Genomic DNA, 22,300 nt, shown 5'->3' with positions numbered 1-22,300 from the left:
AAATTGCCGGGTCACTGCCGGTCGTCCGGCGCCCGGACTGGGCGTTTGACCCGCATCGGCCACCGCCGCTGACACCGCGGCCGCGAAGGTGCGGTGAACCGTCGGCCCCGAAGAGCGTGAACCGTTCGCCCCGGACCGGTCGATAGACGGGTTGTGAGACTGTTCCGCCCCATGGGGGGCCACCGGGAGGACGCCACGGACGCGGCGCTGCTGCGGGCCGTCGCTGGCGGGGACTCGGCGGCGCTGGCCGCGCTCTACGACCGGCACGCCGGCTGGCTGCACACCCGGCTGACCCGCCGGTGCGGCGACCCCGAGGTCGTGCGCGAGGTGCTCCAGGACACCTTCGTGACCGTATGGCGGTCCGCGGCCTCGCACCGGGGCGCGGAGGCCGGCGGCTGGCTGTGGACGATCGCGGCACGGCGGCTGGTCGACGCGCGGCGGGTCCAGGAGCGAGCCGCCCGGGTGGAGCAGGTGGAGCACACGGCATCCGCGCCCACGCCCTCCGCCGAGGAACGGGTGCTGGCCGGCCTGGAGTACGGAGACGTGGGGACGGCCCTGGACCGCATCTCCCCCGAGCTCCGCGAAGTCCTGCGCGCCACGGTGATCGACGGGCTGACCACCCGCGAGACCGCCCAACTCCTCGGCATCCCCGAGGGCACGGTGAAGACCCGCGCCATGCGGGCCCGCGCCGAACTCCGGGTCGCGCTCGCCCACTTGAACCCGCCCCCGCTGGGAGGCCCGGCATGACCGGCTGGCACACCCCCGACGACCTCATCGCCCGTTACACGGACGGCTCCCTCCCGGAGACGGACTCCTGGTCCCTGGAGAAACACCTGGAGAGCTGCACCGCGTGCGCCGTCCGCGCATCGCACGCGGCGCGCGCCGGGGCGGCGGGAGCGGTGCTCTCGGAGGTGCGGGACGCGGTACTGCACGCGGTACGCGCCCCGGCCGCCGTCCCGTCCCAGGCCCACGCATCCGCACCGACGCCGGCGCCCGCGCCCGCAGGCCGCCGCGCCCGAGCCGTCGGGGGGCGGCTCGGGCGGATCGTGTGGGCCGCCGGGCCCGCGTTGCGCGGGGCGTGGCTGGGAGCCGTCGTACTGGTGGCCCTGGGAGCCCTCGCCCTCGCGTACGCCGGTGGGTTCGCCGGCGCACGGCCGCTGCTGCTGGCCGTCGCACCGGTGGTGCCCGTCGCGGGAGTCGCCCTCTCCTACGGCCGGCACGCCGATCCCCTGTACGAGATCGTCGCGACCTCGCCCACCGGCGGGCTGCGCCTGGTGCTGATGCGGACGGCCGCCGTACTCACGGTCAGCGTGCCGCTGCTGACGGCCGCGGGTCTGTTGCTCCCGTCGGCCGGCCCGCGCCTGCCCCAGGCCCCGGCGACCGCCGCCTGGCTGCTGCCCGGGCTCGCCCTGACCCTGGCCGCGCTGGCGCTCTCCGGATACCTGGGCTGCCGTACCGCGTCCCTGGTGGTCGGCGGCGGCTGGGTGCTCGCACTGGCGGCGCCCGTCCTCACCGCCACCGGCCCCGGTCTGACGGCCCGGCTCACCGAGCAGCTCTCCCGCTATCTCACCGGCGCCCCGCCGCAGGGGGCCTGGGCCGCGGCCGCCGCGCTCTGCGCCCTCCTCCTCGCCGCGCGCCGCACCGCGTACGACCGTCTGGAGACGATGTGAACACCCCTGGTACGACCGGTACGCCCACCGCGTCCGGGCCCGCCGGCTCCGGTGCCCCGCCGGCCTCCGCCTCCGCACCCGCCGTCCGCGTCTCCGCGCTGACCGTCCGGCACCGCAGGACCACCGCACTGGACGCCGTCGACCTGGATTTCGGGCCCGGGGTCCATGGACTGCTGGGGCCCAACGGCGCCGGCAAGACCTCCCTCATCCGCGTGCTCGCGACGGTCTCGGCGCCCGCGGCGGGCCGGGTGGAGATGCTCGGCAGCGACCTCGGGCGGCACCGGGAACGCAGTGCGGTCCGCCGTGAACTGGGCTATCTGCCACAGGAGTTCGGGTACTACCCGGGCTTCACCGTGCGGGAGTTCGTGGCGTACGTGGCGTGGCTGAAGGAGGTGCCCGCCGCGGTCACCCCGGCCGCGGTCGAGCGGGCGGTGGCCAGGGTCGGGCTCACCGACCGCATCGACGCGAAGGTCAAGACCCTGTCCGGCGGCATGATCCGGCGCGTCGGCATCGCCCAGGCCATCGTGAACGACCCGCGCGTGCTGCTCCTCGACGAGCCCACCGCGGGCCTGGATCCCGAGCAGCGGGTCGAGTTCCGCGCGCTGCTCCGGGATCTCGGAAAGGCCGCCACCGTCATCGTCTCGACCCACCTGGTCGAGGACGTGGCAGCGGCCTGCACGGACGTCACCCTGATCGAGGCCGGCCGGGTCGCCTACCGGGGCACGCCCCAGTCGCTGGCGGCCCTGGGAGCGGACGGCCACGAGGCCGACGGCAACGCCACCGAACGCGGCTACACCGCCGCCCTGCGCGGTCACCGCGCCGGGACACCGACGGAGGCCGGCCGATGACCGTACGGATCCCTCCGGGCGGCGACCGCGGCACCCCGACGTCCCCCGCCGAACCCGCGAGCCCTCTGATCGGCGGCCACTCCGACGCCGCCTCCGCACCGGACGGGAACCGCACCTACCGCGACGACGAGACCACCGGAGACCGCGCCAACCGCCCCGGTCACCCCACCGGAGACCGCGCCGCCAGCGCCGGCGACAGCACCGACCGAGTCGACCTCCGCACCGACGTCCGTAGCGACCCAGCCGACCGCCCCGCCGAACGTCGCACCCGGCTCGGCAGGGCCCCCCGAACGAAGGCCCCCGCCCCACCCGAACCCACCCCCACACACCGTCATCGCCACCCCCTCCGCACCGAAGCCCTGCGCGGCTTCGCCCCCTGGGCGGCCGCCGGGATGCTGATCACGTTCGCCTGGGCGCTCGGCGCCTCGGCGGACCAGTGGCAGGGCAGCTGGGGTGAGACGACCGCCCTGCTGAGCACCGGGGCGGGCCTCATCGGCGCCCCCTTCGCGCTGGCCGCAGGCGCCTGGCAGGGCGGCCGGGACCGGCGGCTGCGGATGACGGAGCTGCGGGCCTCCGCCGCTCGCGGCCGGCTCGCGCAGCTCCTGACGGCCGCGCTGCCGCTCGCCTGCTGGCTGGCCGCGGCGTACGGGGTGGCGGTGGCCGGCGCCCTGCTGGCCTGTGCGCCGTACGCGTCGGCCGGCGGCCCGCAGCCGACGGTCTTCGTGGGCACCGCCCTCTCGCTCGCGGCCTGCGCGGTGCTCGGTCATGTGGCCGGGCAGGTGCTGCCCTGGCGGCTGACCGCGCCCGCGTTCGCGATCTGCGGGTACGTCCTCTTCGGCATGGTCGCCCATGCGCCGTCGGACCTCCGCAATCTCGCACTCGCCCATGTGCGCGTGGTCGGCGACCGTGAACTGCCGGTCTGGTGGTACCCGCTCGTGTCGGCCCTCTGGGCGGCCGGTCTCGCCGCGACCGCGGTCCTGGCGCACGCCGGCCGGCGTCGCGTCATCGCGCTGCTGCCACTCACGGCCGCGCTCGGGACCGCCGCAGGCGGGCGACGGTCTGTTGCGCGACAACCCGCTCGTGCACCGGCAGGTGTGCGACGACTCCACCACTCCGGCGGTCTGCGTCAACGCCACCCACCCGGGTCTGCTGCCGGACGTGACCCGGGCGCTCTCCGGTCTCACCGGCCGGCTGGAGGGCGTGCAGAACCTGCCCGTCCGCTTCGAGGACCTGGGGCGCGACCCGCACGAGGACGAGACGCAGTTGCCGATGCTCACGCCCTTCGGCTGGAGCGCCGTACGCGGCAAGGTGACCGATCCGCAGCGCTACGCCTGGGAGGCCGCGCAGCTGATGGTCCGCACGGACTGCGAGCGGGAACCGTCCGAGCGGCGGATCCCGGAGACCGATGAGGCCGTACTGCGCTGGCTGGCTCCGGACGCTGTTGCGAAGGACATCCGTGACGTGTCCGTGGCAGGGGCCCTGGAGCGAGGTGACGAGCCGGGGATCGCGAGGCACCGCGCCGAGGACAGGGCGTACGCGCGTCTCGCCGCCATGCCGGACGACGAGCGCCGCGCCTGGCTGAGCCGCTACTTCGCCACCGCCCAGGACTGCGACCCGGACCCGCAGGAGGTTCCGTCCCTGTGAACGCCCAGCGCAGTCCCGGCACCCCCCTCACGCTCTACGCCCGCTCCCGTGGCCTGCCCCTGACCGCGGCCGCGCTGGCCTGTGCCGCGCTGCTCACGCTGTGGGTGGCGAGCCGGCCCGGCGTCTATCTGGACCCCTACCGCCGGGTGCCGCTGCTCTCCCTGGCCCCGCTGCTGGCGTCCGCGGCGATCGGCGTGAGTCTCCACTCGTACGCGCGCGACCTGGACGACACCGCCGTACGCCCCTGGTGGCCCAGGCGGCTGGCGCATCTGCTGGTGCTGACGGCGCTCGCGGCGGCGGCGCTCGCCTCTGCGGTGCCGGGACAGGCCGAGGTGTTCGGCGCGCCGGCGATGGTCCGCAACACGCTGGGGGCCGTCGGTCTGACGGCGGGCGCGGCGGTGCTGTGCGGTGCCCGGGCGAGCTGGATGCCGACGACGCTGTACTTCAGTGGCGTGTATCTCTCGGGCGCCTCACCCCGTGTGAGAAGAGAGACAGTCCTCACCTGGCCCCTGCAGACGGGCCCTCAGCCCGGCGCCTGGGCCGTCGCGCTGACACTCTTCGTGGCCGGCTCGGCGCTCTGCGCGGTGTACGGCGCCCGCCCCGAGGGGCCCCGCGGCTGACACGGGGCCGTGCGGGACGGGCCGGCGGGTGAGGGGGTATGCAAAAGCCCGGATCGTCAGGCGGAAATGCCGTCGATCCGGGCCATCGCGTCCTCAGCGCCGTATGGCTGCAGGTAAGGCAACCAGCGCGGGTCCCTGTGCCCCGTTCCGATGATGCGCCAGGCGAGCCCCGTCGGCGGGGCCGGTTTGTGGCGCAGACGCCAGCCGATCTCGACCAGATGACGGTCGGCCTTGACGTGGTTGCAGCGGCGGCACGACGCCACCACGTTGTCCCAGGCGTGCTGACCCCCGCGGCTGCGCGGGATGACGTGGTCGACGCTGGTTGCGACGCCACCGCAGTACATGCACCGGCCGCCGTCGCGAGCGAAGAGCGCTCGCCTGGTCAGCGGAACGGGCCCCCGATAAGGGACCCGGACGAACCTCTTCAGCCGGACCACGCTGGGTGCGGGGACAGTAACGGTCGCGCTGTGCATGAAGGCGCCGGATTCCTCGAGAGATACGGCCTTGTTCTCAAGGACGAGGACGAGCGCGCGGCGGAGCGGTACGACGCCGAGTGGCTCGTACGACGCATTGAGGACCAGGACATGCGGCACGGATGCCTCCTTGTACGCCGGCGGCGCGTGGCTCGCGCCGGGACGATCTGCAGTCAGTCTCCCCTCATGCCTGGTGGAAGCGCCACCATGTCCCGGTAACGGGCTGGGAGTGTTTTCGACCACACCTTCTTCATCCCCAGGTGAGTCCGGTCTCTCCCTCGAACATGACAACGATCCGCACACCATGCCCCGTTAGTGTGGTGAGTCTGCCCGACCGGTGTCCCTCTCGTGTCCCTGCCGGGGGCAGACCGCTACGCCTGGAGGTACCCGCTGTGTCCTTGTCCGTCCTGCCGGCCGCCGCCGTCACCCCGTCACCGTCCCCCTCGACGACGACGGCTCCGCCGGCCCCCACGCTTCAGGACGCCCAGGAGAGTGCCACCAACGCCGCGAGCTGGGTCGAGCAGAACTGGTCCACATGGCTGAGCATCGGCCTGCGCGTGCTGCTGATCCTGGTGATCGCGGCGGTCCTCAGAGTCGCGGTACGCCGGGCGATCACCAAGCTGATAGAGCGGATGAACCGCACGGCGCAGGCGGTCGACGGCACCGCGCTCGGCGGTCTGCTGGTGAACGTGGAGCGCCGTCGCCAGCGCTCGCACGCCATCGGCTCGGTCCTCCGTTCGGTCGCGTCCTTCCTGATCATGGGCACGGCCGGGCTGATGGTCCTCGGCACGTTCGAGATCAATCTGGCCCCGCTGCTGGCCTCGGCCGGGGTGGCCGGGGTGGCCATCGGTTTCGGCGCCCGCAACCTGGTCACCGACTTCCTCTCCGGCGTCTTCATGATCCTTGAGGACCAGTACGGTGTCGGCGACTCGATCGACGCGGGCGTCGCCTCGGGCGAGGTCATAGAGGTCGGCCTGCGGGTCACGAAGCTGCGCGGCGACAACGGTGAGATCTGGTACGTCCGCAACGGCGAGGTCAAGCGCATCGGCAACCTCTCCCAGGGCTGGGCCACGGCGGGCGTCGACGTCACCGTCCGGGCGGCCGAGAACCTGGACCACGTCCGGTCCGTCCTCGCCGACGTCGCCGAGAACATGAGCAAGGCCGAGCCCTGGAACGAGCTGCTGTGGGGCCCGATCGAGGTCCTGGGCCTGGACAGCGTCCTCCTGGACTCGATGGTCGTCCGGGTCACGGCCAAGACGATGCCCGGCAAGGCGCTGACCGTCGAGCGCGAGCTCCGCTGGCGCATCAAGCACGCCTTCGACGACGCCGACATCCGCATCATGGGCGGTTCGACGGTCCAGCCGGAGGAGACCCCGGCCTCGGACCCGACGGCGGCCGTGGCGGCCCCCTCGGCCTACGCCTCCACCTCGTCCCCGCAGTCCCAGAACGCCTCGCCCATCACTCCGCCGGGGGCCGCGAAGTAGCGCACGGCGCGAGAACGGGCGGCGGCTGCGGCCACCCGAACGACGACGGTCCGAGGCCGCCGGGGTGCACACACCCCGGCGGCCTCAGCCGTTCCTCCCGAGGTAACGACTTGATTGCCCGCCCTGGCCGGTATTGACGCCCCTGCCAACACCGGCCTACTTTCCTCTCACCCAATAGGAAACTTTCCTAACAATGATCTTGGCGGTGGACTCCACCCTCGGGACACTGCGAAGCTGGGGCATTCGAGAGGCAGGGGGCGACACGCATGGCAGGATCCGCCGGTACGCCGGGCACGCCGCGCGTCCTGCGCGCCATGAACGACCGCGCCGCCCTGGACCTCCTCCTGGAGCACGGCCCGCTGTCCCGCACCCGGATCGGCAAGCTCACCGGCCTGTCCAAGCCCACCGCCTCACAGCTCCTGGCCCGGCTGGAAGCGGCCGGCCTGGTGCTCGCCACCGGAACCAGCGAGGGGCGCCCCGGCCCCAACGCCCAGTTGTACGTGGTCAATCCGGCCGCGGCCCACGCGGCCGGACTCGATGTCACCCCCGAACGCATCCGCGCCGCCGTCGCGGACGTCACCGGCCGGACCGTCGGCGAGTACGAGCTGGCCACGCCCGGCCGGCGCCCCGCCCAACCCGTCGTACGACAGGTCACCGACGCCCTCGACGGGGCGGTGAAGGAGGCCGGGCTGGCGCGCGGCGACATCCACCGGCTGGTCATCGGGACGCCCGGCGCCTTCGACCCCAACACCGGCCGGCTGCGCTACGCCTCGCACCTGCCGGGCTGGCACACGCCGAGTCTCCTCGACGAGCTGGCCGCCGCGCTGCCGATGCCGGTCGAGTACGAGAACGACGTGAACCTCGTCGCCATCGCGGAGCAGCGGCTCGGCGCGGCCCGCGGACACGAGGACTTCGTCCTGCTGTGGAACGAGGGCGGTCTCGGCGCCGCGCTCGTCCTCGGCGGGAGGCTGCACCGCGGCTGGACCGGCGGCGCCGGCGAGGTCGGCTTCCTGCCGGTGCCGGGCGCGCCCCTGGTGCGGCAGGTGACGAAGGCCAACAGCGGTGGTTACCAGGAGCTGGCCGGCTCACAGGCCCTTCCCCAGCTGGCCCGCGAGCTGGGCGTCCGGCCCGTGCCGAGCGGACCGTACGCGGAGGTCGCGGCCGCCCTGGTCGCGCAGGCCGCGGCCGTGAACGAGGGGCCGCACCTGCGGCTCCTGGAGACGTACGCGACCGGGCTCGCCACCGGTCTCGCCTCACTCGTCTCCGTGCTCGATCCCGAGCTGGTCGTCCTCAGCGGCGCCTCGCTCACCGCGGGCGGCGAACCGCTGCGCGCCCTGGTCCAGGCCGAGTTGGAGGAGCTGGCCGCGTCCCGGCCGCGCCTCGTGGTCGGCGACGTACACGAACATCCTGTGCTGCGCGGCGCGTTGGAGAGCGCGCTGGCAGCCACCCGCGACGAGGTCTTCGACACCTCCCGCTGAGTCCGCTCCTCGCACTGTCCGCCCCCCGCATCGTCCACCGCCCCGCCCTGCCCTAGGGAGATCCCGTCATGCCCGGAATGTCCAGGAAAGCGGTCGCCGCGTTCGCCGCCTCCGCCTCGATAGCCCTCCTCGCCACCGCCTGTACCGGCCAGTCCGACTCCGGTGGGAGCGACGACGCGTCCAAGGAACAGACGATCAACTTCTGGCACGCGTGGAGCGCGCCGAACGAGGTCAAGGGCGTGAAGGCGCTGGTGGCGGGCTTCGAGAAGGCGCACCCCAACATCCACGTGAACGTCGTCGGCAACATGACGGACGACAAGATCAACCAGGCGCTGCGCGCGGGCGGCAGCAAGGCTCCCGACGTCGTCTCCTCCTTCACCACCAACAACGTGGGCAAGTTCTGCTCGTCCGGCGCCTTCGTCGATCTGAACCCCCTCTTCAAGAAGGCGGGCATCGACCCGCAGACGACGTTCCCGAAGGCGATGAACGAGTACACGCAGTTCGACGGCAACCGCTGCACGGCGCCGCTGCTCGGTGACGCGTACGGGCTCTACTACAACAAGACCGCCTTCGAGAAGGCCGGCATCAAGAGCCCGCCGAAGACCTGGTCGGAGTTCGAGAAGGACGCCAAGAAGCTGACCATCGCCAAGGGCGACTCGTACTCCCAGCTCGGCTTCATGCCGAACTACCATGGCTGGGAGTCGACGACCGAGCACTACTTCGGGCAGTTCTCGCCGACGTACTTCGACAAGAGCGGCAAGTCGAACATCGCCAAGGACCCCGCGTTCGAGGCCGGGTTCACCCTCCAGAAGAACCTCGTCGACTCGCTCGGCGGCTACCAGAAGCTGGAGAAGTACCGCTCCAAGCTGGGTGACGAGTGGGGACCCAAGCACCCCTTCCACACCGGCCAGGTCGCGATGCAGCTGGACGGCGAGTGGCGACTGGGCATGGCCGAGGAGGCCAAGCCCGGCTTCGAGATCGGTGTCGCACCCCTGCCCGTGCCGGACGACCAGGCGGACCAGTACGGCAAGGGCTACATCACCGGCACCATCACCGGCATCGCCTCCACCAGCAAGAAGCAGAACGCGGCCTGGGAGCTGGTGAAGTACATGACGACGGACACGGACGCCGTGGTCGGCTTCGCCAACGCCATCCACAACGTGCCCTCCACGCTGGCCGCCCTGAAGTCGCCGAAGCTGAAGTACGACGCGCGCTTCAAGACGTTCCTGGACATCGCCTCGAACCCCGACTCGACGACGTCTCCGGCGTCGATCAACGGCGGTACCTACCTCGTGTCGATCCAGCAGTTCGGCTACGACTACGAGAGCGGCAGGACCAAGGATCTGAAGGCGGGTCTGGCATCCACCGCCAAGCAGATCGACACGGACATCGCGCAGGCGAAGTAGCCGCACGCCCATGAGTACTGTCACGCTGGCTTCGAAGCGCCGCCGGTCGGCGCTGCGGACCCTCGCCTTCATGTCGCCCTGGCTGATCGGTTTCGCGGTCTTCTTCGCGTATCCGCTGATCTCGACCGTCTACTTCTCGTTCATGCACTACGACGGCTTCAAGCCGCCGACCTGGGCCGGGACGAAGAACTGGGTCTACGTCTTCCAGAACTACCCGCTGTTCTGGCCCGCCCTGCGCAACACGCTGTGGCTCGTGGTCATCATGGTCAGCCTGCGCGTCCTCTTCGGACTCGGCGTCGGCATGCTGATCACGAAGGTCAAGTCGGCCACGGGTGTCTTCCGCACCCTCTTCTATCTGCCCTACCTCGCACCGCCCGTCGCCGCCACGATGGCCTTCGCCTTCCTCCTCAACCCCGGTACGGGGCCGGTCAACTCGATCCTGGAGAAGATCGGCATCCCGGCGCCGGGCTGGTTCAACGACCCCAGCTGGTCGAAGCCCGCGCTCACCCTGCTCGCCCTGTGGGGCATCGGGGACCTCATGGTCATCTTCATGGCCGCGCTGCTCGACGTACCGCAGGAGCAGTACGAGGCGGCCGAGCTGGACGGCGCGTCCGCGTGGCAGCGGTTCCGGTACGTGACACTGCCGAACATCTCGCCGATCGTGATGTTCGCCGTGGTCACCGGCGTGATCCAGACGATGCAGTACTACACACAGCCACTCATCGCCGGGAAGGTCGCCTCGGGCGTCATCCAGGGCGCCGGTACGCAGTTCGAGCCCGGCTACCCGGACAAGTCGACGCTCACTCTGCCGCAGCTCGTCTACAACCTCGGCTTCCAGCGCTTCGACTACGGCTCTGCCTGTGTGGTCGCGCTCGTGCTGTTCGCCCTGTCCATGGTGTTCACCGCGTTCCTGATGCGGCGCCGGGGCGGTCTCATCCAGGCAGGTGACTGACGTATGACCCAAGTACTGGACAAGCCCGTGGAGTTGCAGACGCAGCCCGTGTCCCCCGCCGAACGCACCGCCCGCCGCAAGGCGTTCCTGGAGTGGATCGCCGTGCACGCGCTGGGCGTCGCGGCAGCCCTCTTCTTCGTCCTCCCCTTCGTGTTCGTGTTCCTGACCTCGCTGATGAGCGACACGCAGGCGCTCAGCCGGGATCTGATCCCGCACACCTGGGAGTGGGGCAACTACAAGAAGGTCTTCGACACGCCGGGCTTCCTGACCTGGTGGAAGAACACGCTCCTGTACGCCGGTGGCGGCACCGTGCTCACGGTCGTGTCGTCGATCCCGGTGGCGTACGCACTCGCCAAGTTCCGCTTCCGCGGCCGGAATCTGTCGCTGATGCTGGTCATCTCGATGATGATGCTGCCGCCGCAGGTCGTCATCATCCCGATGTACCTCTTCTGGGCGAAGCAGCTGGATCTGTCGGGCACGCTGTGGCCGCTGATCATCCCGATGGCGTTCGGGGACGCCTTCTCCATCTTCCTGCTGCGCCAGTTCCTGATGACCATCCCGAACGAGTACCTCGACGCGGCCAAGGTGGACGGCTGCGGGGACCTCAGGACACTGCTCAAGGTCGTGCTGCCGATGGCGAAGCCGGGCATCGCGGCGGTCGCGCTCTTCCAGTTCTTCTACGCCTGGAACGACTACTTCGGACCGCAGATCTACGCGTCCGAGAACCCGGGTGCCTGGACGCTGAGTTACGGCCTGGAGTCGTTCAAGGGCGCGCACCACACCGACTGGAATCTCACCATGGCCGCGACCGTACTGGTCATGGCCCCCGTGATCCTCGTGTTCTTCTTCGCGCAGAAGGCGTTCGTCGAGGGTGTCACGCTCACCGGAGTGAAGGGCTGATCATGAAACTGGCCGTAGTGGGCGGGGGCTCCACCTACACCCCTGAACTCATCGACGGATTCGCGCGGTTGCGGGACACGCTGCCGATCGAGGAGCTGGTGCTCGTCGACCCGGCGGCCGACCGTCTGGAGCTGGTGGGCGGCCTGGCCCGGCGCATCTTCGCCAAGCAGGGCCACCCCGGCCGGATCGTCACCACCTCCGACCTGGACGCGGGCGTCGAGGGCGCCGCCGCCGTGCTGCTGCAACTGCGCGTCGGCGGTCAGGCCGCGCGCAACGAGGACGAGACCTGGCCGCTGGAGTGCGGCTGCGTCGGGCAGGAGACGACGGGCGCGGGCGGCCTCGCCAAGGCGCTGCGCACGGTGCCGGTGGTGCTGGACATCGCCGAGCGCGTCCGCCGTACCAACCCGGACGCCTGGATCATCGACTTCACCAACCCCGTCGGGATCGTGACCCGCGCCCTGCTCCAGGCCGGTCACAAGACGGTCGGACTGTGCAACGTGGCGATCGGATTCCAGCGGAAGTTCGCCGGAATGCTGGGGGTCGCGCCCGCCAATGTGCACCTGGACCATGTGGGTCTCAACCACCTCAGCTGGGAAACGGGTGTGCGTCTGGGCGGGCCCGAGGGCGAGAACGTCCTGCCGAAGCTGATCGCCGAGCACGGTGACTCCATCGCCGACGATCTCCACCTGCCGCGCAGCATCGTCGACCGGCTGGGCGTCGTCCCGTCCTACTACCTGCGCTACTACTACGCGCACGACGAGGTCGTCCGCGAACTGCGGACCAAGCCGTCGCGAGCCGCCGAAGTCGCCGAGATGGAACGGGAGTTGCTCGCGATGTACGGCGACCCGTCGCTCGACGAGAAGCCGGAACTGCTGGCCAAGAGGGGCGGCGCCTACTACTCGGAGGCGGCCGTGGACCTGGCCGCCGCGCTGCTCGGCGGGGGCGGCAGCCCCTACCAGGTGGTCAACACGTACAACAGGGGGACGCTGCCGTTCCTGCCGGACGACGCGGTGATCGAGGTTCAGGCGGCGGTCGGCTCCCACGGCCCGGCCCCGCTGCCGGTGCCGGCCGTCGACCCGCTGTACGCGGGGCTGATGGCCAACGTGACGGCGTACGAGGACCTGGCCCTGGAGGCCGCGCTGCGCGGCGGGCGCGACCGGGTCTTCCGGGCCCTGCTCGCCCACCCCCTCGTCGGCCAGCACGCGTACGCCGACGCCCTCACCGACCAGCTGATCGCGCACAACCGGGAGCACCTCGCGTGGGCATGACGTCATCGGAATCCGGCCCCGGAACGCCCGCCGGGGCCGTCCCCACGGCCTCCGCGTCGGCTCCGGCCGCCGGGTCCACGAGCTCCGCGTACGGGCCGGTCGTCGGGGGCGCGGGCACCACGTCCGGGCCGGCCGCCGGGGCCACAGGCTCCTCGTCCGGGCCGGCCGCCGGGGCTGTGCCGGCTCCAGGGGGTGCCGGGCGCGTCGCCGGGCGCCCCGGGGGTGCCGGGTCCGTGCTCGCCATCGACGCGGGGAACAGCAAGACGGATGTCGCCGTCGTGACGGCGGACGGGCGGGTGGCCGGCACCGCGCGCGGCGGCGGCTTCCGGCCGCCCACCGTGGGCGTGGAGACCGCCGTGGACGCGGTCGCCGACGCCGTCGGCCGCGCCTTCGCCGCGGCGGGCCTCACCTCGGTGGAGCACGTCTCGGCCTGTCTCGCCAACGCCGATCTCCCTGTCGAGGAGGAGGAGTTGGCAGCCGCCCTGCACGCGCGCGCGTGGGGCACGAGTGTGGAGGTGCGCAACGACACGTTCGCGATCCTGCGCGCCGGGATCGCCGAGCCGCGCGGGGTCGCCGTGGTGTGCGGCGCCGGTATCAACTGCGTGGGGATGCGGCCCGACGGCCGTACCGCCCGCTTTCCCGCGATCGGGCGCATCTCCGGTGACTGGGGCGGCGGTTGGGGGATGGCGGAGGAGGCCCTGTGGCACGCGGCGCGCGCGGAGGACGGCCGGGGCGGCCCGACGGCCCTCGCCCGCACCCTGCCCGCCCACTTCGGACTCGGCTCCATGTACGCCCTGATCGAGGCGCTCCACCTGGGGCACATCGGCAACGCCCGGCGCCACGAACTCACTCCGGTGCTGTTCGCCACGGCGGTGGACGGCGACCCGGTGGCCCGCGCTCTCGTCGACCGGCTCGCGGACGAGGTGGTCGCCATGGCCACGGTGGCCCTGACCCGCCTGGAGCTGCTGGACGAGGAGACTCCCGTCCTCCTCGGCGGCAGCATCCTCGCCGCCCGGCACCCCCAACTCGACGACCGCATCGCCGAACTGCTGGCGGACCGCGCCCCCAAGGCGGTCCCCCGGGTGGTCACGGCGAGCCCCGTGCTGGGAGCCGCACTGCTGGGCCTGGACCACGTCCGGGCCCCGGACGACGTGCACGCGCGCGTACGGGCGCACTACGAAGAAGCGTGACCGCTCCCCGGGCGGGGGCCCGACCCCCGCCCGGGCGACGGCACGCTGCACCGCGCAGGAACGACGCGCGCCCCCGCTCGCGCCGGCGCCCGGGCCCCCGCGTACGAGACGGCGTGAGCCCCCGCTCACGAGGCGGCGCGAACCCCTCGCGGTCGTACGGGAACCGAACCCATACGGCACGCGTATTCATGGGCAGGGGGGAGGTGCGGGGAGTCGTGCGCTGCGCGGAAGTTCGTCAAGGGCGCGGCGATCCGCACAAGATCGAGTCAAGGCCTGTGCGGATGTCAGTCCCGGCGGCGATACTTGCGGCCGTGCCACCTCCGTCCGCGCCCTGAGCGCACCGGGGCGAGGTGACCGACGGATGACCATGGGGGAGGTCAAGTGACATACCCGCCGAAGGGCGGCGCGGCACCACCGGCGCAGGCCAGACCCACGATGCCGGCTGTGCCGCCGCAGACCGGGGCCGTACAGCCGGGGTTGCCGGGACAGCCGGGGGCGCAGGCCCCGCGGCCGCTGCCCGACGCCGCACCGCCGCGCCGTACGGCATGGGCCGAGGGCGTCGACCGGCTGCGGGCCGCCGCGACGACCGAGCCCGGCCGGCTGCGGGTCATCGGCGCTCTGCTCGCCCTGCTGGTCGTCGCGTTCGGCGCGGTCACCGCCTGGCAGATGACGGACCGCTCGGCCGCCGCCGACGACGTCCTGCACAACAGCCAGCCGCTGACTTCCGACGCCGCGGAGATCTACCGTTCGCTCGCCGACGCCAACACGGCTGCCTCCAGCGGCTTCCTCGCGGGCGGCCAGGAACCGGCCGTGGACCGCAAGCGCTACGAGGCCGACATCAAGACGGCCGCCGAGAAGCTGGTCACCGCCGCCGCGAACTCGGAGCCCGGCTCCCCCTCCGCGGCCACCATCTCCCGGCTCAACACGCTGCTGCCGGAGTACAAGGGCCTCATCGAGCGGGCCCGCGCCAACAACCGGCAGGGCTTCCCGCTCGGCGGCGCCTATCTGCGGTACGCCAACGAGAAGATGCAGCAGGAGATGCTCCCGGCGGCCGAGGACCTCTACACCAAGGAGAACCAACGGCTCCGCTCGGACTACTCCGACGCGACACCGTACCCCTGGGCAGCCATCGGCCTCGGCGTCCTCGTGCTCGCCGCGCTCGTCTGGGCCCAGCGGCGCCACTACCGGCGGACGAACCGAGTGCTGAACCAAGGCCTGGTCGGCGCCACCACCACGGCCGCGGTGGTGCTGCTCTGGCTCGTCGTCGGCCACAGCGTCGCCCGCGCGGGGCTCGACGCGTCGTACGACCACGGCGTCCGCTCGCTGAACGTGCTGCACGACGCGCAGATCGCCTCGCTCAAGGCCCGGGGCAACGAGAATCTGACCCTGGTCAGCCGCGGCGCGGAGACCGTCGAGGTCAAGGGCGTGATCGAGGACAAGTTCGACGTCGCCTTCAAGGCCTCGATGGAGGACCTCACCACCGGCCTCGCCAAGGCCGCGAGCCTTGCCGACGACCAGGCGGGGGAACAGCCCGTGAAGACGGCCACCGGCAACATGAAGGTGTGGAAGTCCCGTCACACCGAAGCCCGCAAGGCCGACGACTCGGGTGACTACCAAGGCGCCCTGGACAGGATCATCGGCTCCAAGGGGGCGACCGGTGAGTGCTTCGACGGCGTCGACAGCAACCTGACGACGGCCCTCGCCCATGAGCAGCTCGAGTTCAAGCGCTCGGCCGGCGACGGACGGGACGCGATGACCGGACTCCCGGTGGGCGCGGCGGTCCTCGCGATGCTGGGTGCGGCGGGCGCGGTCCTGGGCATCGGGCGCAGGCTTTCGGAGTACCGGTGAGGGGAGGAGCGGCCATGGCCGCACGACGGCTCAGGGCGAGCCTGAAGGGCTGGGGCGGTGTCGGCGCGATGGCGATCGCCTGTGCCCTGACCGCGGTCTTCGCGCTGCTGCTCCCGCTGGCCCACGCGCGCGGGGACGGCAGCACGGGCGTCGGCGGCCAGGGCGTGGCCCAGGGCACCCAGGCGAGGGCGGAGAAGTGCGTTGACCACCCCGAGGACCTGAGCCCCGCCCCGTCCGGCAGCGAGAGCGGCAAGACGATCACCGCCATCAAGGACCGCGGCTATCTCTCGGTCGGCGTCGACCAGAACAGCTACCGCTGGGGCTACCGGGACCCGAACAACACCGACGAGGACGTCGAGTTGGAGGGCTTCGACATCGACCTCGCGCACCGGATCGCCGGCGAGATCCTCGGCGACCCGGCCAAGGTCCGCTTCCGCGCCATCCCCACCAACCAGCGCATCGAGGCCATCCAGAAGGGCCGGGTCGACATGGTGGTCCGCACCATGACGATCACCTGCAAGCGGCTCGACGAAGTGACCTTCTCCGACCCGTACTTCGTGACCGGCCAGCAGGTGCTCGCCCCCAAGACCTCGAAGATCACCGGATACGACAAGTCCCTCGCGGACAAGAAGATCTGCACGGCGACGGGTTCGACCGCCTACGACAAGCTGGACGCCGACAGGAAGGCGGGGGAACTCGCCGGCTCCGCCGACATCTCCACCACGGTCCCGAACCAACTCGACTGCCTGGTCCGGCTGCAGCTCGGTGAGGTCGACGCCGTGGTGACCGACGGCGCGCTCGCCGCGAGCCAGGCCGCCCAGGACCCGACGGTCGAACTCAAGGGCACCACCTTCACCACCGAGTACTACGGTGTGGCGATGAACAAGGACGCCGAGGATCTGGTCCGCCGGGTCAACCAAGTCCTTGTGGACTACCGCAAGAGCGGCTGGCAGACGTCGTACGACAAGTGGCTCTCCGCCACGCTGAAGTCCGACTCGCCGTCGTCCAAGCCGCCCGCCGCCCACTAGAAGCAACGACCGAGAGCGAGAGGTGATCGATGGGCGTCACGGGACCCCCCGGGCCGGTGATGGACCGGGACGAGGTGGACCGTGCGCTGGCGCGGCTCGGCGCGGAGCACGAGGCCATCGAGACCTCGCTCCTCGCCCTGCAGGACCACGCGGGCCGCAGACTCCTCGAAGGCGCCGAGCTCACGGGCACGACCAAGGAGCGCTGGACGGCCGCCGAGGCGTCGATCACCCTGCTGTGGGCGTACTTCGACGCGTACTCGGACGCGCTGCGCGACGCCCGCAACATCCGCTCGCGGCGGCGCTGGTCGAGCCGTGAGGACCTGGTCGAACTGACCGAGCTGCTGCGCGGCGAGAGCGTCACGGTCGCCGGCAGCGCGACGGCCACGGCGAACGCGCCGACGCTCGCCGGCACCGGCAAGCTCAGCGAACGGTTCTCGCTGGCCGCCCTCGTGGAGCGGATGAACGAGCTGTACGCGACCTCGCTGGACATGGTCGTCGCGGCGGACGCCGTCTGGTCGGCGCTGCCCGCCCGGATCGATTTACTGGCCGCGGAGCTCCAGCGCACCCGCCGGCTCGCGCACTCCGTCGGAGTACGCCCCGGAGAGCACCCCTCGGGTGACGACCTGGAGCGGATCACGCGCACGCTGACCTCGCTGCGCGAACGCGTGGTGTCCGACCCGCTGGCCTTCTGGCGGCCCGCGCAAGGGAGTTCGGCGCCCGGTGGCGGCCGCCCGGACACCACGACGTACGACCGTGAGGCGCGCGCCCTGGAGGACGTGCGCCGGGAGATCGACGCGGTGCTCACCGTCCGGCAGGACGCGGAGGCGCGGCTGCTCAGGCTGCGGGACACCCTGAGCCGCGCGGACCGCACCCTCGCCGAGGCCCGCAGCGCGCGGGGCGAGGTGCTGGCGAAGATCGCCGCCTCCGAGGTGCCGGCCGTCAGCGGTCCGTCGACCGCGTTGCAGGAGCAGCTGGCGAGGGCCTCGGAGTACCGGCGGCACGCGCAGTGGCACCGGCTCTCGCCGCTCCTGGAGTCGCTGGAGGAGAAGGCGGAGGACGAACTGCTGCGCGCCCGCGAGTCGTTGACGGCGGTCACCGCGCCGCTCGCGGTCCGCGCCGAGCTGCGCGGCCGCCTCGACGCGTACAAGGCGAAGGTCGCCCGGCACGGCTTCGCGGAGGACCCGTTCCTCGTCGAGCGCTACGACGCGGCGCGGCGGATGTTGTGGAGCGCGCCTTGCGATCTGCGGGTCGCCGAGGACGCGGTGCTGCGCTATCAGCACGCGGCCGCCGACGTGCTCAGTCCGCGGATTCCGGAGCAGGGCGAGCCCCGCGACCGGGCCCACCGGGTGGGCGACGCCGACGGGAGGGGGGAATCGTGAGTCAGCAACCCGTACAGGAGCAGCGCAAGTGCCAGCGGCCCGGTTGCTCGGGGTCGTACGAGGACGTGGGCGGTGGCGAGCTGTACTGCGACACGTGCGGTCTGGCCCCGGTCGTCTCGTCGAACGGCATGGTGGGGTCGCCGCCGACCGGGATCACGGCCGGCGGCAGGGGCTCGCGCGGTTCCCGCAGCAGCAGTTCGCGCAGTAGCGCACGGGGCAGTTCCCGCGCCAGCTCGCGGACGTCGTCGCGGTCCTCGCAGTCCCGGCGCTCGGTGTCGGGCCGGCTGTCGCGCTCGCTCTCGGGCGGCTCGTCCTCGCGGTCGGTGTCCGTGCGCAGCTCGGGCACGGCGGCGAGCTCCTCCAGCCGCGGCCGTCTCGGCGTCGGCCTGGTGCAGGTGCCGGGTGTGCCGCGCCCGGACCCGCGCCAGATGGTGCTGGAGAACCCGGAGGTGCCCGAGCGCAAGCGGTTCTGCTCGCGCTCCGACTGCGGTGCCCCGGTGGGCCGTTCGCGCGGTGAGCGGGCGGGGCGCACGGAGGGCTTCTGCACCAAGTGCGGCCACCCGTACTCGTTCGTGCCGAAGCTGCACACGGCCGACGTCGTGCACGGCCAGTACGAGGTCGTGGGCTGTCTCGCGCACGGCGGCCTCGGCTGGGTCTATCTCGCCGTCGACCGCGCGGTCTCCGACCGCTGGGTGGTCCTCAAGGGCCTCCTCGACACGGGCGACCAGGACGCGATGGAAGCGGCGATCTCCGAGCGCCGGTTCCTCGCCGAGATCGAGCACGCGAACATCGTCCGCATCTACAACTTCGTCGAGCACCTCGACCAGCGCACCGGCTCCCTCGACGGCTACATCGTCATGGAGTACGTCGGCGGCAAGTCCCTCAAGGAGATCGCCAACGGACGTCGCACGGCGGCCGGGAAGCGCGATCCGCTGCCGGTGGAGCAGGCGTGCGCGTACGGCATCGAGGCCCTTGAGGCGCTCGGCCATCTGCACAGCCGCAACCTCCTGTACTGCGACTTCAAGGTCGACAACGCGATCCAGACCGAGGATCAGCTGAAGCTGATCGACATGGGCGCGGTGCGCAGGATGGACGACGACGAGTCGGCCATCTACGGCACGGTGGGCTACCAGGCGCCGGAGGTGGCCGAGGTCGGCCCGTCGGTCGCCTCCGACCTGTACACGGTCGCGCGCACCCTCGCCGTCCTCACCTTCGACTTCCAGGGCTATACGAACGTCTTCGTGGACTCCCTGCCCGACCCCGGCAACATCGAGGTCTTCCGCCAGTACGAGTCCTTCTACCGACTGCTGGTGCGGGCCACCGACCCGGACCCGGCCCGCCGGTTCGCCTCCGCTCAGGAGATGGCCGAGCAGCTGACCGGCGTGCTGCGCGAGGTGGTCTCGCTGCAGACGGGCCGCGCCCGCCCGGCCCTGTCCACCCTCTTCGGGCCCGAACTGAAGGTCACGGACACGGAGTTGTTCGGCCGACTGGACGGGGACGTGTCCCGGCTCGGGGCGCGGGCCGTGCCCGTACGCGCCGGCAGGGCCGCCCCCCAGCTGCCGGCCGGGACGAACGGCGGACCGCTGCCTGCGCCGCCACCCCCGGCGGCCACCCTGGTCAAACCGCTGAACACCGCTGCCACCGCCCTCGCGCTGCCCGTGCCCCGGGTCGATCCGAGCGACCCGAACGCCGGCTTCCTCGCCGGGCTCATGGCGTCCGCGCCCGCGGAGCTGGTGACCGCGCTCGCGGCCGCGCCCAGCGAGTCGGTGGAGACCCGGCTGCGGCAGATCCGGGCCTGGCTGGAGAACGGCGACGCGTACACCGCGCTCGACGCCCTGGTCCGGCTGGAGGAACAGCGGCCCGACGACTGGCGGGTGGTCTGGTACCGGGGTACGGCCGCGCTGGCCACCGGCGACCACGAGGCCGCGGCGCTGTCCTTCGACGCGATCTACGACGCGTTCCCGGGCGAGCCCGCGCCCAAGCTGGCGCTCGGCGTGTGCGCGGAGGTGCTGGGACAGCTGGACAACGCGGCCGAGTACTACCGCCTGGTGTGGACGACCGACCCCAGCTATGTCAGTGCCGCGTTCGGCCTGGCCCGGGTGCAGCTGGCGGCGGGCGACCGGCGCGGCGCCGTCAGGACGCTTGAGTCGGTGCCCGAGTCGTCGATCCACTACACCGCGGCGCGGGTCGCGGCCGTCCGGGCGCGGCTGCGGCACCGCATGGCCGAGGAGGCCGCGGCGCCGCCCTTCCTGGACGACCTGACCGCGGCGGCGGGACAGGTCGAGGCACTCGACGGATACGGCCTCGACGCGGTCCGACGCGAGCAGTTGTCCACAGAGGTCCTTGGCTGCGCGCTGGACTGGGTACTCTCCGGTAGCCAGGGTTCCGCGCCGGTCGTGGGCGGTGGACGTGCGCTGCTCGGCAGCGAGCTGGACGAACGCGGCCTCCGCTTCGGCCTGGAGCGTTCGTACCGGACGCTGGCCCGGCTCGCGCGGGGCGGCGAGGAAAGGATCGACCTGGTGGAACGCGCCAATCGTTACCGCCCCCGGACGTGGGTGTAAGTGATGTCCCAGATGCCCCAGCCGACGGCTCTTTCGCGGTGCCCCAGTTGCGAGGAGCCCCTGGAGTCGGGTGACCGTTTCTGCGGTGCCTGCGGGTTCGACCTGTCGGCGGTGCCCGCGCCGCCGCAGGACACCCCGACGATCACCATGAACGGCACGGCGCCACGGCCTCCCGCGGAAGCCGCGTCGGTGGACTGGCCCGTCGCCTCCGAGCGGGACAGCTCCGACCAGCCCGCGCCGCTGCATCTGCCGACGGACCTCCCGGGCACGGACTCGGGCGGGTCGGCACTGCCGCACGCCCAGCACGCCCCGGACGCATCGGCCGCTCCGGACGCATCGGCCGCTCCGGGCGCAGCGCCCGCCCCGGGCGTACCAGCCGCCGCTGGAGCACCCGCGGCCACTGCCGCCTCCGCCGCCGGCGCCCCCGGCGAGTCCTCCGGCGTACGGTTCGACAGGCCCTCGGAGCCGGACGAGTACCCGCTGGCTCCGCCGGACGAAGCGCCCGCCGATCCGCGTACCGCCGATCTCCCGACACCGCCCGCCGGCACCAAGCTCTGCGTGGCCTGCCGTGCGGGCCATGTCGACCGGGACGGCTACTGCGAGAACTGCGGCCACGCCCAGCCGCGCGAGCGGGACCACATGGAGCAGGAGCTGGCCGCGGTCGCCGCGGTCAGCGACCGGGGTCTGCGCCACCATCGCAACGAGGACGCCTTCGCCGTCTCCTCGATCGCGCTGCCCGACGGCTCGCCCGCCGTCGTCGCGATCGTCTGCGACGGCGTCTCCTCGGCCACCCGCCCCGACGAGGCGTCCCTCGCCGCGTCCCGCGCGGGCGGTGAGGCCCTGCTGGAGACCCTCCCGCTCGGCACCCACCCGCAACAGGCCATGCACGAGGCGATCGTCGCGGCGTCGCACGCGGTCAACGCCCTCGCCGAGGAGCCCGGTTCGGCCCGCGAGCACAGCCCGCACCAGAACGCGCCCGCCTGCACCTTCGTCGGCGCCGTCATCACCACCAGCCTGCTGGTCGTCGGCTGGGTCGGCGACAGCCGCGCCTACTGGATCCCGGTCGACCGCAGTTCGCCCCCGGCCCGGCTGACCGAGGACGACTCGTGGGCCGCGCAGATGGTCGCCGCGGGCCTGATGAACGAGGCGGAGGCGTACGCCGACGAGCGCGCCCACGCGATCACCGGCTGGCTCGGCGCGGACGCGTACGAACTGGAGCCGCACACCGCTTCCTTCAAGCCGGACCGGCCGGGTGTAGTGGTGGTGTGCACCGACGGACTGTGGAACTACGCGGAGGCGGCCGAGGACATGGCCGAGGTCGTGCCGCTCGACGCCGCCGAACGGCCGCTGCACAGCGCCCAGGTGCTGGTCGGCCACGCGCTGGACGGCGGGGGCCACGACAACGTAACAGTGGCCGTCCTGCCGTTCCCCGCCCCGCCGCAGGGGGCAGGATCGGCCTGAGGCCGCAGCACGGGAACGGCCGCGGACCGGAGGGGACCGGTCCGCACATCGTCGTCATTCCGCCCGCCGTGGGACACCCGGGCGGCGCGG

General features: G+C 72.3%; 19 protein-coding genes. 17 read left to right on the top strand and 2 right to left on the bottom strand.

All coding sequences use genetic code 11. The features are described 5' to 3' along the window. The first annotated feature begins 171 nt into the window (after positions 1 to 171). The 3 genes from ACFWM2_RS25325 to ACFWM2_RS25315 all read left to right on the top strand — a co-directional run bounded on the left by ACFWM2_RS25325 (position 172) and on the right by ACFWM2_RS25315 (position 2,518). Positions 172 to 747, top strand: coding sequence for an RNA polymerase sigma factor (locus ACFWM2_RS25325; protein ID WP_383284117.1), 576 nt, complete (start codon positions 172 to 174; stop codon positions 745 to 747). Then, positions 744 to 1,670 carry a zf-HC2 domain-containing protein gene (locus ACFWM2_RS25320; RefSeq protein ID WP_383284114.1) on the top strand — a complete coding sequence of 309 codons (927 nt, stop codon included), beginning with the start codon at positions 744 to 746 and terminating at the stop codon, positions 1,668 to 1,670. Before ACFWM2_RS25325 ends, ACFWM2_RS25320 begins: the two co-directional genes overlap by 4 nt. Before the next feature lie 98 nt (positions 1,671 to 1,768). Beyond that, on the top strand, positions 1,769 to 2,518 hold the full coding sequence (locus ACFWM2_RS25315; protein ID WP_383284591.1) for an ABC transporter ATP-binding protein: 750 nt from the start codon (positions 1,769 to 1,771) through the stop codon (positions 2,516 to 2,518). Between the two features lie 331 nt (positions 2,519 to 2,849). On the opposite strand, the gene ACFWM2_RS25310 is transcribed toward ACFWM2_RS25315, so the two are convergent. After that, positions 2,850 to 3,248 (bottom strand): hypothetical protein, encoded by a 399-nt coding sequence (locus tag ACFWM2_RS25310; RefSeq protein WP_383284112.1) that lies wholly within the window; start codon positions 3,246 to 3,248, stop codon positions 2,850 to 2,852. Between the two features lie 332 nt (positions 3,249 to 3,580). Here ACFWM2_RS25310 and ACFWM2_RS25305 point away from each other — a divergent pair, with 332 nt between their 5' ends. Next, positions 3,581 to 4,162, top strand: coding sequence for a hypothetical protein (locus ACFWM2_RS25305; protein ID WP_383284109.1), 582 nt, complete (start codon positions 3,581 to 3,583; stop codon positions 4,160 to 4,162). Continuing rightward, a complete protein-coding gene (locus ACFWM2_RS25300; protein ID WP_383284106.1) occupies positions 4,159 to 4,782 on the top strand; it encodes a hypothetical protein in 624 nt (207 codons plus the stop codon). The genes ACFWM2_RS25305 and ACFWM2_RS25300 overlap by 4 nt, the downstream gene beginning before the upstream one ends. Positions 4,783 to 4,838: 56 nt before the next feature. Here the strand turns inward: ACFWM2_RS25300 and ACFWM2_RS25295 are convergent, their stop codons facing one another. Continuing rightward, positions 4,839 to 5,375, bottom strand: coding sequence for an HNH endonuclease (locus ACFWM2_RS25295; protein WP_383284103.1), 537 nt, complete (start codon positions 5,373 to 5,375; stop codon positions 4,839 to 4,841). A gap of 272 nt (positions 5,376 to 5,647) precedes the next feature. On the opposite strand from ACFWM2_RS25295, the gene ACFWM2_RS25290 reads away from it, so the two are divergent. The 12 genes from ACFWM2_RS25290 (at position 5,648) to ACFWM2_RS25235 (ending at position 22,210) form a co-directional block, all read left to right on the top strand. Further along, positions 5,648 to 6,739 carry a mechanosensitive ion channel family protein gene (locus tag ACFWM2_RS25290; protein WP_383284100.1) on the top strand — a complete coding sequence of 364 codons (1,092 nt, stop codon included), beginning with the start codon at positions 5,648 to 5,650 and terminating at the stop codon, positions 6,737 to 6,739. A 266-nt stretch (positions 6,740 to 7,005) separates the two neighbouring features. Then, positions 7,006 to 8,217 carry an ROK family protein gene (locus ACFWM2_RS25285; RefSeq protein WP_383284097.1) on the top strand — a complete coding sequence of 404 codons (1,212 nt, stop codon included), beginning with the start codon at positions 7,006 to 7,008 and terminating at the stop codon, positions 8,215 to 8,217. Between the two features lie 68 nt (positions 8,218 to 8,285). Beyond that, positions 8,286 to 9,623 (top strand): ABC transporter substrate-binding protein, encoded by a 1,338-nt coding sequence (locus ACFWM2_RS25280; RefSeq protein WP_383284094.1) that lies wholly within the window; start codon positions 8,286 to 8,288, stop codon positions 9,621 to 9,623. Positions 9,624 to 9,633: 10 nt separating this feature from the next. Further along, on the top strand, positions 9,634 to 10,575 hold the full coding sequence (locus ACFWM2_RS25275) for a carbohydrate ABC transporter permease (RefSeq protein WP_383284092.1): 942 nt from the start codon (positions 9,634 to 9,636) through the stop codon (positions 10,573 to 10,575). Positions 10,576 to 10,578: 3 nt separating this feature from the next. Further along, positions 10,579 to 11,475, top strand: coding sequence for a carbohydrate ABC transporter permease (locus ACFWM2_RS25270; RefSeq protein WP_383284089.1), 897 nt, complete (start codon positions 10,579 to 10,581; stop codon positions 11,473 to 11,475). Between the two features lie 2 nt (positions 11,476 to 11,477). Continuing rightward, positions 11,478 to 12,743: a 6-phospho-beta-glucosidase gene (locus ACFWM2_RS25265; protein WP_383284086.1), complete on the top strand. Its 1,266-nt coding sequence runs from the start codon at positions 11,478 to 11,480 to the stop codon at positions 12,741 to 12,743. 233 nt (positions 12,744 to 12,976) lie between these two features. After that, positions 12,977 to 13,933, top strand: coding sequence for an N-acetylglucosamine kinase (locus tag ACFWM2_RS25260; RefSeq protein WP_383284083.1), 957 nt, complete (start codon positions 12,977 to 12,979; stop codon positions 13,931 to 13,933). Between the two features lie 381 nt (positions 13,934 to 14,314). After that, entirely contained in the window at positions 14,315 to 15,781 is a 1,467-nt protein-coding gene (locus tag ACFWM2_RS25255) for a hypothetical protein (protein ID WP_383284080.1), read from the top strand. Between the two features lie 14 nt (positions 15,782 to 15,795). Then, positions 15,796 to 16,809: a glutamate ABC transporter substrate-binding protein gene (locus ACFWM2_RS25250; protein ID WP_383284077.1), complete on the top strand. Its 1,014-nt coding sequence runs from the start codon at positions 15,796 to 15,798 to the stop codon at positions 16,807 to 16,809. 29 nt (positions 16,810 to 16,838) lie between these two features. Beyond that, positions 16,839 to 18,188, top strand: a complete 1,350-nt coding sequence (locus ACFWM2_RS25245; RefSeq protein ID WP_383284074.1) for a hypothetical protein — start codon at positions 16,839 to 16,841, stop codon at positions 18,186 to 18,188. After that, positions 18,185 to 20,749 (top strand): tetratricopeptide repeat protein, encoded by a 2,565-nt coding sequence (locus ACFWM2_RS25240; protein ID WP_383284071.1) that lies wholly within the window; start codon positions 18,185 to 18,187, stop codon positions 20,747 to 20,749. Before ACFWM2_RS25245 ends, ACFWM2_RS25240 begins: the two co-directional genes overlap by 4 nt. Further along, entirely contained in the window at positions 20,750 to 22,210 is a 1,461-nt protein-coding gene (locus ACFWM2_RS25235; protein ID WP_383284068.1) for a PP2C family serine/threonine-protein phosphatase, read from the top strand. Positions 22,211 to 22,300: the final 90 nt, after the last annotated feature.

Origin of the sequence: Streptomyces sp. NPDC058371, assembly GCF_042723265.1 — a bacterium.
Classification (GTDB): domain Bacteria; phylum Actinomycetota; class Actinomycetes; order Streptomycetales; family Streptomycetaceae; genus Streptomyces.
Note: the sequence above shows the minus strand (reverse complement) of the source record. Positions and strands in the feature narration are given on the sequence as shown.